Origin of the sequence: Nonlabens sp. MIC269, from assembly GCF_001430865.1 — a bacterium.
Taxonomy (GTDB): Bacteria; Bacteroidota; Bacteroidia; order Flavobacteriales; family Flavobacteriaceae; genus Nonlabens; species Nonlabens tegetincola.
The window spans coordinates 1562772-1578657 of the sequence record NZ_CP011373.1 but is presented as its reverse complement, the minus strand read 5'-3'; the positions used below and the strand labels follow the sequence as shown (position 1 = coordinate 1578657).

Sequence of the window (15886 nt, the reverse complement as noted above, 5' to 3'; positions counted from 1 at the left end):
AGGAGCATTTTACAAAATGCTCCTTTTTTATTTATTGACTATTAATTGAATGACTTTTTTGATAGGGATGGTGTTGATAGCATTTTCATAACCGTCAGGCCATTTATTACCGTAAACGGAAGTAGGAATCAAAGGAAAACGATCTCTATTAACCGTTACTTGGTTTTTAAAAGGTTGTCCAAATGGTGCAAACCCTGCGTAGGGATGCGTGCATCCCCAAACAGTGATCGTATCAACACCATACATCGCTGCAAGGTGTCCATTACCACTGTCCATGGCTATCATGTGATCCAATTTTGAAATGATCGCTAGTTCTTCCTTAAAAGAGAATTTACCGGCAAGATTGATGACGTTGTTATAGGAGTCTGCTAGCTTATCTAAAACTATTACTTCCTTTTTACCACCACCAAATAAAAAAACATTAACATTTTCCAGACGACTTAACTCTTTTAAATATTCGTCCATTCTCTCTACACTTAACCCTTTAGAAGGATGGGCTGCAAATGGGGCAAATCCTATCCATTTATAGGAGTTAGTAGGTAAAAAATCATGTAGGCGTGTTGATAGAGGTAAGGATGTAAGAAATTCATCACCATGCAAGTTAATTTCAAAACCTAAATTTCTTAAAACTTGCGTGTAGCGCTCGTGAGTAGTGATTAATGGCTTAAAAAAGTTAGGGTCATTAATCAAACGTTTTTTCTCTAGTCTACCCTTGTCTATTACAGCTTTTTTTCCTGTGAGAAATAATCTTAATGCTTTAGTACGTAATACGTTATGAAAGTCGGCAATGGCATCAAACGAATAGTGTTGCAATTCTTGTGACAACTTATAAATTCCTAGAGCGCCACTATGTTTCTCTTGAACTTGTGCTTCAATAAATTGAACGTCTGGGACTTGTTCTATAATATCCTTGAATCGCTTGCGCGATAATACGGTTACCTTTACTTCTGGATATTTCTTTTTGAGTCCAATAAGTACTGGAACCATCATAGCAACATCACCCATCGCACTTAGGCGCGTTACTAAGATGTTTTTAGGAGTATTAGGCATTTTTATTTATTTGCTGCGCGCAATACAGGATTAAGCTCGTCGTCATTGTACATCTTCATCTGCTTGTACACTTTCATATACTTATCACCAGAAGCAATATCAGACAAAAGTTGATCAAGAGCAGTTGACAAATCAATACGTTGTTCAAGAAGAACATCTAATTTTTTTTGGCAAGCATTACGATGATCTTGTGAAGCTTCTTCTCTAGTAGCCTCTTCATGCATATGAAATATTTTAAGAGCCAAAATAGAAAGTCTATCTATAGCCCATGCAGGACTTTCTGTGTTAATAGTCGCATTGTTGTGTGGTACAACCTCCTTGTATTTTTCAAGAAAATAACTGTCAATATACTCAACCATATCGGTACGGTCCTGATTACTGGCATCAATTTGTCTTTTAAGAGTTAGAGCAGCAACAGGTTCAATATTAGGGTCGCGTATGATATCTTCATAATGCCATTGGACAGTATCTATCCAGCACTTGCGATATAGTAAATGTTCAATAAGGTGTGAATTGCGATCATATGGGTTTTCAAAAGATTGATCCACAGTATTTATCACGTGATACTTCTCTATAACTTCTTGAAATAACTTATTTGCCTTATCTGAAAACATGTACTTAATTTTAATGCAAATATAATTCATAACAAGCTGCTTTTATAAGCTACAAGAGTTATGAGTAGCCATCAATATCCAGATTATCGGGATTAGACCATATCTTTATACTGTAACAAATTTTTATCAAGGTCTACATATACATCAACCACAATATAAAATCTTATGCTTAAGTACTTTTTGAGTTTAGAATGGAAGAGTTTTTTAAGAAGCGCCGCCTTTAAACAAAATCTAGCAATCAAGATAATATTAGGATTCTTTGCGTTTATCATTTTACTTGAATTTATAGGTTTAGGAGCTGGTAGTTACTTTATCCTAGAAGAATTCATTGAGGACGGTAAAATCAATGCCGGAAGTCCTTTTGAAGTAATAAACAAGTTTTTGATTTTTTGGTTCGTAGTAGATTTAGTTTTTAGATATGCTATGCAAAAGATGCCAGTGGCTAATATTAAACCTTTACTTTATTTACCATTTACAAAGGGAAAGATTGTAAAATATGCCTTAGGTAAAACTGTTTTTTCGTTCTTTACTTTACTACCGGCCATGTTTTTTATTCCATTTAGTATCGTATTACTTGCTAAGGGTTATGACGTAGCTGGAGTAATTAGCTGGCATTTAGCGATGTTAGGAATAACACTTTCGCTCAATTTCTTAAACATTTTCATCAATAATAAAGACGTTGTATTTTATCCAGTTGCAGCCATAATAGGAGTTTTTGCCATTACTCAATACTACGGCATATTTGACATCACTATTTATACTCAACCTATTTTTGAGTTCTTTTACAACAATGCCTGGTCATTTGTATTACCCATAGGAACAGCAGTATTTTTTGGCTGGTACGCCTATAAATATTTTAAAGGACAACTTTATTTAGATGCTGGACTAAAATCAAAGGTTAAAGAAGCCAAGACAGAAGATCTAAGCTTTCTCGATAGATTCGGTAAAATATCAACCTATTTAAAAAACGACATTAAACTTATAAAACGTAACAAGCGTGCAAGAACAACCTTTATCATGGGCTTTCTGTTTGTGTTCTATGGATTCTTCTTTATGAATGATATCTATGAGCAAATAAACGGTATGAAAATTTTTGCAGGATTATTTTGTACCGGTGGTTTCCTATTCAGCTTTGGTGGATTAGTACCTTCATGGGATAGTAGCTATTACAAATTAATGATGTCTCAAAATATTCCATACAGAGAGTTTCTATTAAGTAAATGGTGGCTTATGGTAATATGTACCGCTGTAAGTTTCTTAATATGTACGTTCTATTTATACTTTGGACTAGACTGGTGGTTAGCAATGGTTTGTGGAGCTATCTATAATATAGGCTTTAATTCTTCTGTAGTTTTATGGGGTGGCGCCTATGTTAAAACACCTATAGATTTAACCTCAAACAAAAAAGCATTTGGAGATAGCAAGGCTTTCAATGCAAAGACTTTACTCATGCTTATCCCAAAACTTATTCTACCTATAGTAATTTATTATGCATTTGGACTTACGATAAGTGAATCTGCTGGATTTATCGCTATTGCAGTGACAGGTATACTAGGATTGCTATTTAGAAATAAAATTTTTGAAATAATTGAAGGTCTATATAAGGAAGAAAAGTACGACACTATTGCTGCCTATGCGCAAAAAAACTAGCCTCAATAATAATACAATTAAAAGTAGGGTAGGAGTGAGATTTAGATAGTCCGCTTTCGCGAAAGCGAAACCCTAAAAAACCAATAATATTTACACATCATGATAAGTATTCAAAATCTTTCAAAACAATATAATGGAGTTACAGTTCTGGATATAGAACACTTAGAAATTCCACAAGGTCAAGCAATAGGACTGGTTGGAAACAATGGCGCAGGAAAAACGACATTATTTTCATTATTACTAGACTTGATCCAGGCAAATAGCGGACACATTGAATCAAATGGCGTACGCGTGGATAAGAGTGAAGAGTGGAAACCTTTTACAAGCGCTTTTGTTGATGAGAGTTTTCTTATCGGATATCTTACTCCCGAAGAGTATTTTTATTTTATAGGTGAGCTACGAGGATTAAATAAAGCCGATGTAGATGCTGTGATGGCCAAATACATGGACTTTTTTAATGGCGAAGCTATCGGCCAGAAAAAATATTTAAGAGATCTTTCTAAAGGAAACCAGAAAAAAGTAGGGATTGTTGCTTCTCTTATAGGTAACCCTAAAGTTATCATTCTAGATGAACCGTTTGCAAATCTTGATCCAAGTACTCAAATACGTTTAAAGAACATCATCAAGGATCTAGCCAACGATCCTGAGGTCACTGTGCTAGTGTCTAGTCATGATTTAATACACGTTACTGAGGTAGCACAACGTGTCGTTTTACTTGAAAAAGGTAAGGTGGTAAAGGACATTGTAAAAACGGCTGGTACCTTCCACGAATTAGAGTCATATTTTAAAGGAATATCTGAAAATTATCAAGAAGAAGAATAATTATGAGCCCTAAGATTAAAACGTATTTAGTGTATTCAATTAGTTTTCTTGTTTTATTTATGGGAACTTTTTTTATAACCAAGGCAATTACTAATAAGACATCTGTTTTTACTACGATGTTACCCATAATTGTAGCAGTAGTGGTGGCACCAAAACCACACGTAGCGCAATACCAAAGTGGAAAGCGCTACGGTTTAAAATGGATTTTTAAAAAAGATGTGTCGTGGTTTTAATACCTACCACCTATTCTAGGTACACGACCACGTGTAAGGTGCTTTAATTTTTTAGTAACCTTATTAATAATATCCTCTTCATCTCGAGTAGGTGTTATAGAAATACCATTACTTGAGGATTCATCATAGGTTTCTGTTTTATACTCACGATCTTTTTCAGGCAAGTAGGCTGCGTACATGACATACTCCTTGTCTTTGTAGGTGTTCTCTTTTATCAACTTGAAAAAGTATACACTTACTTCCTCATCAAGATCAGTTTTAATAATTTCCTTTTTAAGGAAGAACATGGAATCCTTTTTCTTTTCAATGTTAATTCGACCTAATAAAGTAGCTCTTGCTATTTCTTGATCATTTAGGTTGTTATAAGGTTTTACTCCATATCGTGCTCCTTTTCTTATGATTACTGCTTCAAAGTCGGCATCGGTATTTTTGTATTCCTCCAGTTCGGCTGGTATTGATTCATTGTTTTTGAGCAGCTCTAGGTAGTAATAAGACAAAACCTTATCGTTTTTACTTTTTATTAATTTCTCAAAGAAAATCTTAGCATTACGCTCCTCTCTAAATGGAAATATAAGTTTTGCATAGGGAAGTAGATTACTGGTAGAACCATAGGAACTACTAGCACTTAAATTACGTTTAATATCTATCTTCCCGTCGGTGATTATTTGATCTCTATATCGTTTATACTGCTTTACTTTCATAAGACCGCTATCTTTCAGTTTAGCTAGCAATTCATAAACAGGCTCTTTATATTCTGAGATAGATGCGTATTTAAACAGTTCAGGGAATAGTTCTTTTCTTAGAACAAGGTTGCGATCATTTCTTCTTAAAAAGTTGTCTTGATAACTGGTACTCAATGGTAGATCTTTTTCTAAAAGGCCCAATAATATTTTTTGACCTTTGCGAGTTTCAGTTCGCATGAGTTCGTTCAGGATAAGGCTTTGTACATCAGGTTGGTCATAAGAGAGTTCATACAAATATTCAATAAATGGTAACACTCTATCATCTTCTTCTTGTAACGCCATTAATTGTTTTATAGCATCATTACGTTCACTTTTGAAATTCTTCTCATCGGCTTTTACGGTTGGTATCCATTCAATGAGTTGGTCAATATGTTTCTTATTAAATCGTAGTAATTCGTTTGAAACAAAAGCTAGAGTATCTCTACTTTTAACTGCATTAAAGAAAATATCAACTTTATCCACAAACACATCTTTACCTAGTAAAGTATCTTTTGGAGTAAAAGTTTCAAAGAAATTTGATATAAATTCAGAAGGTTCTTGGATAGTATCATAAACTGTCTTTATTTCATAAATACGCCCTTTGTAATATATATTCTTGTACTTTAAAATCTTGGCACTTGAGCTATCTGTATAAGTCCTAGAATAGGTGTATAAGTCATTATTTTGTGAAGTTATACTATCTTTAAGAGTAGCACCTAACTCCTCAAAACTATAATTATCAGCTAGGTCATTGTTATAATCTTCCCACATTTCTTGTGCATCCTTATACATTTGAAGATCATGAAATTTTTCCATTTTTACTCTGATAAACTCGTTTGCAGGAGTGTAATAAGTGGTAGATTTTTCTAGACTTTCATGTGCCTTTGGTCTGTCATAAGAATTACTTTTTCTATAAGGTGCGTCCACTGGACTTTTTACAGTGAAATACAATGCGGTGTCAACAACGGTTTCAAACTTTTCATACTTAGGAGTATTGAATTCAAGCGAATTGAAATACGCATCAGCAGTTTTTTTATCAGTTGTAGTTGCTCCTAGAAGATAGTATTTATTATTACGCATAACACTATGCAAGTACATAGCGGTGTTATTAATTGTGTCTTGTGCTAGGGCAGTGTAAGATTGGTAAGGGTTTTTTGATAAATAACCGTCTTTTAATTGAAGTTTCTGATTTTGTGCAAATTCCTCGACAATGAACTGTGCTTCAAATTTATCGTCTTCAATATAGTTAGTACTATTAACAACAGTTTCCTGTAGAAAATAAGTAATACCGTCACTCTTACCTTGCAATAATTTTTTACCAGCTAAGGAAACGTTTGTAGCAGTACGATACTTAGGAAATATTACTTTAAAACCTTTATTAGGAGAATTAAACTCTTCCATTCCAGTAGTTACCTGTTTAATTTCTAACGTATTAAAAATCGAATCGCCATATTGTTTAACATAGCCTTGTTTACCACCTAATTTTATAATCAGTAGTTCCAATGGTGTTTCATAAATACGGTATCGTTGATAATCACCTTTTTTGGTTTTATTCAAGATATCAAAACCAGGATAGGGACTGGTTATTTTTTCCTTACTTACAATTTCACCTGGAATATCCTCGTACAGAAAATTCTCTATATACTCCAGATTAATTTCTTCTGTTTCCTCTGGAGTAATTGGTAAATAGGGAAAAGTGTTTATACGATACATCATTAAATAAGCACCATTTGTCATTTCTGGTACCATTATAAAAGTTTGATTACTAGCAGAAAAACCTCTTAATTCATCAAAACTTTCAATGGAAATAAAGTCGTCATCGGTACGCTTTCGCGAAAGCGTAGGAGCCACAAACGTATCGTCCAGTAATTCTTTTTGTGCACTTGCGTATTCAGTTTGTTCACTCGTATAGGGTACGACCGTATAACCTTCCTTTTCAAGTAAGTGAATCATCCCTTTTTCCCCAGGTAGATGTGCTGCTCCAACACCTGCAAAAATGCTTTTGTCACCCATGGATTTTATAAGCTCATCAACCATATTTTGATTACGCTTGTAAAGCATATATTCTCTATAGTATTCGGTATCGGTTGCTTGCCCTATGCTGTCTAGTAATGAGATGTTTCTATCGCGATAAACATCTTCCATTAAGGTATATCGATTTTTATTTTCTAAACGTTCTTGTAACCATTTATCGACCTCTTTCTTTGGCTCACTATTTCCTGCTACGGTAGTTAAATATTGAGATTCTTTAAAATCCTCAAGACTTATAATGGGCTTATTATTCTTTTTACCAGCTTGATAAATAAATAAATCGAGGTAGGTTTCCTCTTCAAAATTATCGCCGCCATTTGATTTCCTATAAAGAAAACCGTTTAAAGCCTCGTCACCTAATCTTAAACTGTATCTTACTAGTTGAGGTTCAGGATGACCTAGTTTAAACATGCCTTCATAAAAATCATCATCATAACCACCACGAGTAAGATTCTTAGGATCATTTTTTTCCTCTTCATAATACTCACCCATCCAGAAGGTTGGATCTGATTCTAAAGCAATGGCATCACTTTCATTTAGAGCTTTATAAAAAACATCGTCCAGTCTAAAAGCCACCTTTTTACTCACGTGCATTGTTCCGTATAAGTAGGATGGTTTTTCTAGACCATTACCGGTAATTTTCCATAACAAGCTGTTCTCTTCTTGTTGAGCAGTCATTAGTAGGCACCACAAACAAGCACCTATCCATAAATAGTTTTTCATGCAATCATTTAATTATCGTTTAAAAATAGGTACAAAAGGATGAAATAAAAAAGGTATTTAGTTAATGACCAATATGATTGAGTGAGTTGGACAAAATAGGACTTATAGTATGATAACCGTAAAGAATACTTACAGGTTGATTCTTTAGATTAGGATAGACGTCTACAGTTTTCTTATTTTTACCGACTTATTACAATAACTATAAGGCTTTGTAGTTATGTAAGGTAGACTTAAAAAGAGCTCTTTTGAATAAATATTTATCACAGTTTTTATTAATACTTGTAGTCGTTTCAGGACTTGTAGGATGTAGCCGTAAGAAAAACTCCTTTATAAGTCGCAACCTACATGCCGTAGGAACAGAATACAATGTATTGTATAACGGCGACCTTGCTTTACAAGCAGGACTGGATCAACTAGAGCAAAATTATAAAGACAACTATTGGGAAGTTCTACCAGTTGAAAGAATGTCCGTTAAGGACGAGGTTTTTCTTCCAGGACAGCGAGCGCTAGATCCCAATTTTGAACGAGCTGAAGAAAAAGCGGTTAAAGCTGTACAAAAACACAGCATGCTTATCAATGAGGTAGAATATAATCCTCAAATCGACGAGGCATACATGCTTTTAGGAAAAGCTCGCTATTATGACCAGCGATTTGTTCCTGCCCTTGAAGCATTTAATTACATTTTACAGTTCATGCCAGAAAGTGATGAGCTCAATAGAGCAAAAATCTGGCGAGAAAAAACAAATATGCGATTAGATAATAATGAAATCGCAATTAAGAACTTGAGAAAATTGCTTTCTCAGGACGAGGAAAAGTTTGAACAAGAGGATCTAGCACTAGCAAATGCCATTTTTGCACAAGCTTTTTTAAACTTAGAAGAAGTTGATAGCGCGTTAGTCTACATGAATAAAGCAGCTCAACAAACTAAAAATAGAGAGACACAAGCAAGATATAACTTTATAGCAGGGCAATTATTTGCAAAATCGGGTCAACGCGACAGTGCTTTTGCACATTACGATCAACTTATTGAATGGCATCGTAAAATACCTAGACGTTATTATATTAACGCTTTTATAGAAAAAATAAAACTGTACGATCCGGCCGTTGATAGTGATACCGAGCTTATTGAAACCATCACCGATCTTGAGGAAAACAGAGAAAACAGACCGTGGTTAGATGCTATTTATTCTCGTAAGGCAATTTACTATCATGACAAGGACAGCTTAAATCTTGCCAAAGAATACTTTAATAAATCGCTAAGAGCCAAAGGTGGTACTGATAAATATTTAAGAGGTAATAATTACAGTGCACTTGCAAAAATTAGTTTTGATCAGGCAGAATATGTAAATGCTGGGAAATACTATGATAGCGCAGTAGCGCAATATAAGGAACGCACGCCAGAACATAGATTGGTACGTAAAAAGCGAGATAATTTAGAAGGTGTTATAGTATATGAAGGATGGCGTAGTAGTGCCGATAGTATTTTTAAAGTACTAGCAATGTCTCCACAAGAACAAGAACAATATTATCAAGTATATATTGATAGTTTAAAAGCACAAGAAGAAAGAGAAGCTCGAGCTGCCGAAGTTGCCGCAGCAAAAGAAGCACAGCAGCAAACGGCCTTTGCCAAAATTCAAAATAACAAAACCTCTAGAAGAGGTAATATAGGACCAACCTTTGGTGGAGCAACACCACCAGGACCTACAGGACCTTCTTTAGGTAACTCATCTTTCTATTTCTACAACACGCAAACTGTTGCTCGTGGTAAACAAGATTTTAGATCAAAATGGGGTAAACGCAAATTAGAAGATAACTGGCGACGTAAAAACAAAAAGTCTACCCTGGATGGTGAGATAGAAGATGAAATTGTAAATGAAGAAGAGGAACTACGTCCAGAGTTTACAACCTCCTTTTATATTAAACAACTACCAAAAGGCAGATTTGTGTTAGACAGCATTGCCGACTCTAGAGACTTTGCCTACTATCAGTTAGGTGTAATCTATAAAGAGAAATTTAAAAGAAACGATCTGGCTATTGATCGATTCACTAGACTTCTGGATTTTGAACCAGTAGAAAAACTAGAATTACCTGCCCTTTACAACCTATACCTTATTTATAAGGAAGACAGTAAAACACCAAATGCACAAAAGGCCAGTCTCTATAAAAACAAAATAATCTCTGAGTATCCAGATTCTAGATATGCCGAGTTATTGCGTAATCCAGAATCAAAATTAGATAATAGTGAAACACCGCTTGCGGTTTATAATAGACTGTATAAAATGTATGAGGCTGAGCAGTACGATCAAGTAATAGCTCTTGTTCCAGAATATGTCAAAATATTCAATGGAGATGAAATTGTACCTAGATTAGAACTACTTAAAGCATTTGCATCAGGTAGATTATACGGTTTTCAAGCTTATAAGCGAGGAATAGATTATGTGGCACTTAATTATCCAAATAGTGAGGTAGGTAAAAGCGCACAGGATTTAGTAAAAAAAGCAGAATCTCTCAAAATACCAGAAGTTTACTTACCAGAAGATGGGCTTACAGATTTTAAACTGGTTTATAGATTTAATAAAAGTGAGCAATCTGCAATCGATAACCTGACTGCTGCTCTTGATGACGCTTTCGCGAAAGCGGAATACTCATTCACCTATTCAACCGACGTTTATAATGAAAACGAAAAACTGTTAGTAATTCACGGTTTCAATACTAAATTAGGAGCCAAAGGATTGGGTGAATTACTACAGAAACCAGAAAATGGTTATAATATTTCAAGACCTTATATTGCAATAGCAACAGAAAACTATAAAATCATTCAAGTGTATAAATCATTGGATAAGTACACAGCTGAAATGAAGTAAATAACCCCTTAAAGAAAATGTTTAGCGATAAAAAATCAGGTAAAGGAACTATGGAGTCAGGAAAATCTCAAAACCGTATAGGACAAGGAACTGTTATTGAAGGAGATATTAAAAGCACAGGTGGCTTTAGAATAGATGGTACAATTATAGGTTCATTGGAAACTACAGCCAAAGTAGTAATAGGGAAAGAAGGTAAAATAGACGGCTCCATGCATTGTCAAAATGCCGACGTTGAGGGAACCATTAAAGGAAAATTAGTAGTGGATAATCTTTTAACGCTCAAGGCAACTGCTCGTATTGATGGTGAAGTGACAACAGGTAAACTAGCTGTAGAACCAGGTGCAGAGTTCAACGCTACTTGTAGCATGCAATCTGGTGTTAAAAACATTAATGACTCAAGTAAAAAAGGTAAAACTGCCTGATGAATTTTTATGTAAAGTCCCTAGCAGCAATAACCGTAATTACCCTTTTACTGTATGCTGCGCACTTTTTTCTTATTCCGGCAGGAGAGATCAGTTTAGTAAAAATCTATTTGTTTTTAGGTATAGCAGGATATTTTACAGTTGCTGCCTTAAACTACGTGCACACGATTGCTAGTGAAAAACTAGGATTCGTATTCATTGCTATATTAATGGTAAAGATAGGAGCAGCACTTTTAATATTCCCAGAATTGCTAGCAGAAGAAGAGTCATTATCTCGTGTTGATAAGTTACACTTACTTGTTCCTTACTTCATTTATCTCATGATTGAATCTGCCATTGTAATTAAGTGGCTTAATGATAAATAATTACCGTTTATAACCGGTTTAAAAAATTAATAAAATAATAGCCTAGTTTTTAAGGTTATTTCAAATGTTTTTTGTCGTACATTTGCACCCGAATTTGAGAACCTAACTATTTAAGGTGTAATACATGTACAGAGCTTATATTAAAACAGCTTTTTTTGCTTTACTTTTTACTGTCTTTTCAGGAACAGTTAATGCTCAAGAAGATCATGGTCACGACAACCATACTACTGAGGCCGATGGCGGTAGAGTAAATTCTAAAGAAGAAATTAACGCTTACATTAAGCATCACTTGAAGGATGCTCACGATTTTCACCTGTTTTCGTATACAAACGATGCTGGTGAACGCAAGCATGTAGGATTTCCACTACCCGTAATTGTTTGGACTAGTGAAGGTTTAAGAACTTTCATGTCTTCTGAATTCCATCATGATGATGATGGTAAGGTGCTCGTTCAAAAAGATGGAGTTACCTTAACTAAACTTCATAGTAAAATCTATGAGTTAGATAATGGAGCTACTACTGTAGCTTTTGATGAAGAGCATCACCCGACTAATGCACACAAGGTACTTGACTTTTCAATCACAAAATCTGTATTCGGAATTTTAGTTACTGGTTTGATATTACTTTTATTGTTTGGTGGACTAGCTAAGCAGTATAAAAAGAAAAACATCCCAACTGGATTTGGTAGAGTGCTAGAGCCTCTAGTAATCTATGTGCGTGATGAAATCGCTCGTCCTAACATAGGAGAGAAAAAGTATAGAAGATTTATGCCTTACTTATTAACGGTATTTTTCTTCATCTGGATTTTGAATTTACTAGGACTTACTCCTATAGGATTTAATGTAACAGGTCAAATTGCAGTTACAGCATGTCTTGCAATATTCACTGCAATTATTTACCTATTTAGTGGTACAAAAGAATTTTGGGGTCACACTTTATGGATGCCAGGTGTTCCTGTTATACTTAGACCGATTCTTGCCGTTATAGAATTAGTAGGATACGTGCTTATTAAGCCGTTCTCACTTTTAGTACGTTTGTTTGCAAATATTACAGCTGGTCACTTTGTGGTGATGAGCCTTATAGCCCTTATGATAACCTTGAAGGAAAGTTTTGGACCAGTAGGTTCAACAGGACTTTCATTAGTTCTAGCGTTATTCATTATGGTAATAGAATTATTAGTGGCTTTCTTACAGGCCTTCATTTTTACAATGTTAAGTTCGTTATTCATCGGTATGGCCGTTGAAGAACACGATCATCATCATGATGAAGAACATGAGGATGAGATCTTAACTCAAGGTGAGGTTGAGGAAACCAGAGAACGTTTTGTTTAATTTTTAATTTAATAACAATGACTGGAACTCTAAATTTAATTGGAGCAGGATTAATCGTAATCGGTGGTGGTATCGGTTTAGGTCAAATCGGTGGAAAAGCGATGGAAGCTATCGCTCGTCAACCTGAGGCTGCTGGTAAAATCCAAACTGCGATGATCATCATCGGTGCACTTCTAGAAGGACTTGCATTTGGTGCGTTAATCTTAGGAAGCTAATTCCTTAAAAAACTAAAACACATTCCTGTAACGGTTGGTTACAGGATGTGTTTTAAAATTAGAATTAAACTCAAATTTTAGAATAACTATAAATGGAAACTCTTTTAAACGACTTTTCTCCAGGCTTGTTTATCATGCAAGCGATAATCCTTATCATATTAGTAGTATTATTAGGGAAATTTGCATGGAAACCAATCATCAATTCATTAGATGATCGTGAGCAAGGAATCAGTGAGGCACTTGCTGCTGCAGAAAACGCAAAGCTTGAAATGAAAAAGCTTGAGGCTTCAAATGAAGCTGCTGCTGCCGAGGCTCGTGCTCAAAGAGATACTATGCTTAAAGAAGCTCGTGAGATCAAAGAAAAAATGATCGCCGAGGCAAGCACTGAAGCTCAAGAAAAAGCTGATAAAATTATCGCACAAGCTCAAGAAACTATTGAAGCTGAAAAGAAAGCTGCACTTGCTGATATTAAAACACAAGTAGCTGAACTTTCTGTTGATATCGCTGAGAAGGTAACTCGTAAAGAATTATCTGAAAAAGATGCGCAACTAGCTTTAATTGATAAAATGCTTACTGAAGCTAATATCTAGGAATTATGAAATTATCAAGAGCTGCATCACGATACGCAAAAGCTATTCTTAATCTCGCGGTTGAGAAGAACGAGGCGGCTGCTGTGAATGATGACATGAAGACCATACTAGCCACGCTAGCAAATAATAAGGAGCTCAGCCAGTTTCTATCTAGTCCTTTAATTAAGACGGAGCAAAAACGTAATGCATTACGTCAAGTTTTTAAGGATTCTGAGGCGATAACTATGGGGTCATTTGATCTATTAGTGGATAATAAAAGAGCCGATATCCTTGCCGATGTTGCTACACATTACATCTTCTTATTTGAAGAGATGAACAAGCGCGAGATTGCTACAGTCACAACTGCCGTAGAAATTACAGCAGATTTAGAAGCAAAAATACTTGCTAAGGCAACCGAACTTGCTGGTAAAGAGGTAACTTTAGAGAAAAAAATAGATTCATCTATACTAGGTGGTTTCATTTTAAGAGTAGGTGATAAGGAAATTAACGCTAGTGTTACAAACAAATTCAGTGCGTTAAAAAGAGAGTTTGCTCAATAAATAATAATATCTGTGGTTAGTTTGCTTTCGCAAAAGCGTACTTACTACAACTTAATAGAAAAGTAAAAACCGCAAGGTTTAAACATAGAATAAAAACAATAACATGGCAGAAGTAAATCCAGCAGAAGTATCTGCAATACTTAAGCAACAATTATCAGGATTTGATGCAACTGCATCTCTTGATGAAGTGGGAACTGTTCTTACTGTAGGTGACGGTATCGCACGTGTTTATGGTCTTTCAAACGCTCAATATGGAGAACTTGTTTCTTTTGAAACAGGAATGGAAGGAATCGTATTAAACCTTGAAGAGGATAACGTAGGTGTGGTACTTTTAGGCCCATCACAAGAAATCAAAGAAGGTGATACGGTAAAAAGAACACAACGTATTGCATCTATCAAAGTAGGTGAAGGTATTGTAGGTCGTGTGGTAAACACACTAGGTGAGCCTATAGATGGTAAAGGTGCTATTGAAGGAGACCTTTATGAAATGCCACTAGAGCGTAAAGCTCCTGGGGTTATCTATCGTCAACCTGTAAATGAACCAATGCAAACAGGTATTAAGTCAATTGATGCCATGATTCCTGTAGGTCGTGGACAGCGTGAGCTTGTAATTGGTGACCGTCAGACTGGTAAATCAACAGTATGTATTGATACAATCCTTAACCAAAAGGAGTTTTATGATGCTGGTGAGCCAGTATATTGTATTTATGTAGCTGTTGGTCAAAAGGCTTCTACAGTAGCTAACATTGCTAAGGTACTAGAAGATGCTGGTGCCCTAGCTTATACTACCATTGTTGCTGCAAACGCGTCTGATCCTGCTCCAATGCAGGTATATGCTCCATTTGCTGGTGCAGCAATAGGTGAGTACTTCCGTGATACAGGTCGTCCTGCTCTTATTGTATATGATGATTTATCTAAACAAGCTGTTGCATATCGTGAGGTATCTCTTTTATTACGTCGTCCACCAGGACGTGAGGCGTATCCAGGAGACGTTTTCTACCTACACTCTAGATTATTAGAGCGTGCTGCAAAAGTTATTGCAGATGATGATATCGCAAAAAACATGAATGACTTACCAGAAAGTCTTAAGCCTATCGTAAAAGGTGGTGGTTCTCTTACTGCACTTCCTATTATTGAAACTCAGGCTGGTGATGTTTCTGCTTATATTCCTACAAACGTAATTTCGATTACTGACGGTCAGATTTTCTTAGAATCAGATTTATTTAACTCTGGTGTGCGTCCAGCAATTAATGTAGGTATTTCGGTATCTCGTGTAGGTGGTAGTGCACAGATTAAGTCTATGAAAAAAGTATCGGGTACTCTTAAGCTTGACCAAGCACAGTTCCGTGAACTAGAAGCATTTGCTAAGTTTGGTTCTGATCTTGATGCTGCTACACTTAACGTAATTGAAAAGGGTAGACGTAACGTAGAGATCTTAAAGCAAGCTCAAAACTCACCTTACACGGTAGAAGATCAGGTTGCAATTATCTATGCTGGTTCAAAGAACTTGTTAAGAAATGTACCTGTAGAGAAAGTAAAAGAATTTGAAAGAGATTATTTAGAATTACTTAATGCAAAGCATAGAGATACTCTAGATACTCTTAAGGCTGGAAAATTAACTGATGAAGCTATTGACGTATTAACAGCAGTAGCAAAAGATCTTTCAGCACGTTACTAATAGAATAAAGAAAAAGAAACAAGAGAACCTCTCTTGTT

At 35.4% G+C, this 15886-nt stretch carries 14 protein-coding genes; 11 read left to right on the top strand and 3 right to left on the bottom strand.

Features of this window, described 5'->3' with window-relative positions; all coding sequences use genetic code 11:
- Window positions 1-27 precede the first annotated feature (27 nt).
- Together AAT17_RS07400 and AAT17_RS07395 are read right to left on the bottom strand one after the other, a co-directional pair.
- A complete protein-coding gene (locus AAT17_RS07400; RefSeq protein ID WP_060523466.1) occupies window positions 28-1050 on the bottom strand; it encodes a glycosyltransferase family 9 protein in 1023 nt (340 codons plus the stop codon).
- A gap of 2 nt (window positions 1051-1052) precedes the next feature.
- The gene (locus AAT17_RS07395) at window positions 1053-1664 is read right to left on the bottom strand and encodes a DUF4254 domain-containing protein (RefSeq protein ID WP_042276684.1); all 612 of its coding nucleotides are present in this window, start codon (window positions 1662-1664) and stop codon (window positions 1053-1055) included.
- Window positions 1665-1829: 165 nt separating this feature from the next.
- Between AAT17_RS07395 and AAT17_RS07390 the strand changes: the two genes are divergently transcribed.
- From AAT17_RS07390 to AAT17_RS13305, 3 genes are all read left to right on the top strand, one after another.
- Window positions 1830-3314: a DUF5687 family protein gene (locus AAT17_RS07390; RefSeq protein WP_060523465.1), complete on the top strand. Its 1485-nt coding sequence runs from the start codon at window positions 1830-1832 to the stop codon at window positions 3312-3314.
- Window positions 3315-3413: 99 nt separating this feature from the next.
- On the top strand, window positions 3414-4136 hold the full coding sequence (locus AAT17_RS07385; protein WP_060523464.1) for an ABC transporter ATP-binding protein: 723 nt from the start codon (window positions 3414-3416) through the stop codon (window positions 4134-4136).
- Window positions 4137-4165: 29 nt separating this feature from the next.
- Window positions 4166-4369 (top strand): hypothetical protein, encoded by a 204-nt coding sequence (locus tag AAT17_RS13305; protein WP_172792947.1) that lies wholly within the window; start codon window positions 4166-4168, stop codon window positions 4367-4369.
- Here AAT17_RS13305 and AAT17_RS07380 read toward each other — a convergent pair.
- Window positions 4366-7845 (bottom strand): TraB/GumN family protein, encoded by a 3480-nt coding sequence (locus AAT17_RS07380; RefSeq protein ID WP_060523463.1) that lies wholly within the window; start codon window positions 7843-7845, stop codon window positions 4366-4368. The two genes, AAT17_RS13305 and AAT17_RS07380, sit on opposite strands and share 4 nt — an antisense overlap.
- A gap of 245 nt (window positions 7846-8090) precedes the next feature.
- On the opposite strand from AAT17_RS07380, the gene AAT17_RS07375 reads away from it, so the two are divergent.
- From AAT17_RS07375 to atpA, 8 genes are all read left to right on the top strand, one after another.
- Complete coding sequence (locus AAT17_RS07375; protein ID WP_060523462.1) at window positions 8091-10709, top strand: hypothetical protein; 2619 nt, start codon at window positions 8091-8093, stop codon at window positions 10707-10709.
- 17 nt (window positions 10710-10726) lie between these two features.
- Window positions 10727-11131, top strand: a complete 405-nt coding sequence (locus AAT17_RS07370; RefSeq protein WP_042276675.1) for a polymer-forming cytoskeletal protein — start codon at window positions 10727-10729, stop codon at window positions 11129-11131.
- A complete protein-coding gene (locus AAT17_RS07365) occupies window positions 11131-11496 on the top strand; it encodes a DUF6168 family protein (protein ID WP_042276672.1) in 366 nt (121 codons plus the stop codon). Before AAT17_RS07370 ends, AAT17_RS07365 begins: the two co-directional genes overlap by 1 nt.
- A 124-nt stretch (window positions 11497-11620) precedes the next feature.
- The gene (atpB, locus tag AAT17_RS07360) at window positions 11621-12826 is read left to right on the top strand and encodes a F0F1 ATP synthase subunit A (protein WP_060523461.1); all 1206 of its coding nucleotides are present in this window, start codon (window positions 11621-11623) and stop codon (window positions 12824-12826) included.
- Between the two features lie 17 nt (window positions 12827-12843).
- Window positions 12844-13041 (top strand): ATP synthase F0 subunit C, encoded by a 198-nt coding sequence (atpE, locus tag AAT17_RS07355; protein WP_042276670.1) that lies wholly within the window; start codon window positions 12844-12846, stop codon window positions 13039-13041.
- A gap of 92 nt (window positions 13042-13133) precedes the next feature.
- Window positions 13134-13631 carry a F0F1 ATP synthase subunit B gene (locus AAT17_RS07350; RefSeq protein WP_042276668.1) on the top strand — a complete coding sequence of 166 codons (498 nt, stop codon included), beginning with the start codon at window positions 13134-13136 and terminating at the stop codon, window positions 13629-13631.
- A 5-nt stretch (window positions 13632-13636) separates the two neighbouring features.
- Window positions 13637-14170, top strand: a complete 534-nt coding sequence (gene atpH / locus AAT17_RS07345) for an ATP synthase F1 subunit delta (RefSeq protein ID WP_060523460.1) — start codon at window positions 13637-13639, stop codon at window positions 14168-14170.
- 103 nt (window positions 14171-14273) lie between these two features.
- A complete protein-coding gene (gene atpA, locus AAT17_RS07340) occupies window positions 14274-15848 on the top strand; it encodes a F0F1 ATP synthase subunit alpha (RefSeq protein WP_042276664.1) in 1575 nt (524 codons plus the stop codon).
- Window positions 15849-15886: the final 38 nt, after the last annotated feature.

Excerpts from the sequence above, each read along its gene's own strand:
- AAT17_RS07400 (WP_060523466.1), bottom strand. The coding sequence starts at position 1,050 with ATGCCTAATACTCCTAAAAACATCTTAGTAACGCGCCTAAGTGCGATG.
- AAT17_RS07395 (WP_042276684.1), bottom strand. The coding sequence starts at position 1,664 with ATGTTTTCAGATAAGGCAAATAAGTTATTTCAAGAAGTTATAGAGAAG.
- AAT17_RS07390 (WP_060523465.1), top strand. The coding sequence starts at position 1,830 with ATGCTTAAGTACTTTTTGAGTTTAGAATGGAAGAGTTTTTTAAGAAGC.
- AAT17_RS07385 (WP_060523464.1), top strand. The coding sequence starts at position 3,414 with ATGATAAGTATTCAAAATCTTTCAAAACAATATAATGGAGTTACAGTT.
- AAT17_RS07380 (WP_060523463.1), bottom strand. The coding sequence starts at position 7,845 with ATGAAAAACTATTTATGGATAGGTGCTTGTTTGTGGTGCCTACTAATG.
- AAT17_RS07370 (WP_042276675.1), top strand. The coding sequence starts at position 10,727 with ATGTTTAGCGATAAAAAATCAGGTAAAGGAACTATGGAGTCAGGAAAA.
- AAT17_RS07365 (WP_042276672.1), top strand. The coding sequence starts at position 11,131 with ATGAATTTTTATGTAAAGTCCCTAGCAGCAATAACCGTAATTACCCTT.
- atpB (WP_060523461.1), top strand. The coding sequence starts at position 11,621 with ATGTACAGAGCTTATATTAAAACAGCTTTTTTTGCTTTACTTTTTACT.
- atpE (WP_042276670.1), top strand. The coding sequence starts at position 12,844 with ATGACTGGAACTCTAAATTTAATTGGAGCAGGATTAATCGTAATCGGT.
- AAT17_RS07350 (WP_042276668.1), top strand. The coding sequence starts at position 13,134 with ATGGAAACTCTTTTAAACGACTTTTCTCCAGGCTTGTTTATCATGCAA.
- atpH (WP_060523460.1), top strand. The coding sequence starts at position 13,637 with ATGAAATTATCAAGAGCTGCATCACGATACGCAAAAGCTATTCTTAAT.
- atpA (WP_042276664.1), top strand. The coding sequence starts at position 14,274 with ATGGCAGAAGTAAATCCAGCAGAAGTATCTGCAATACTTAAGCAACAA.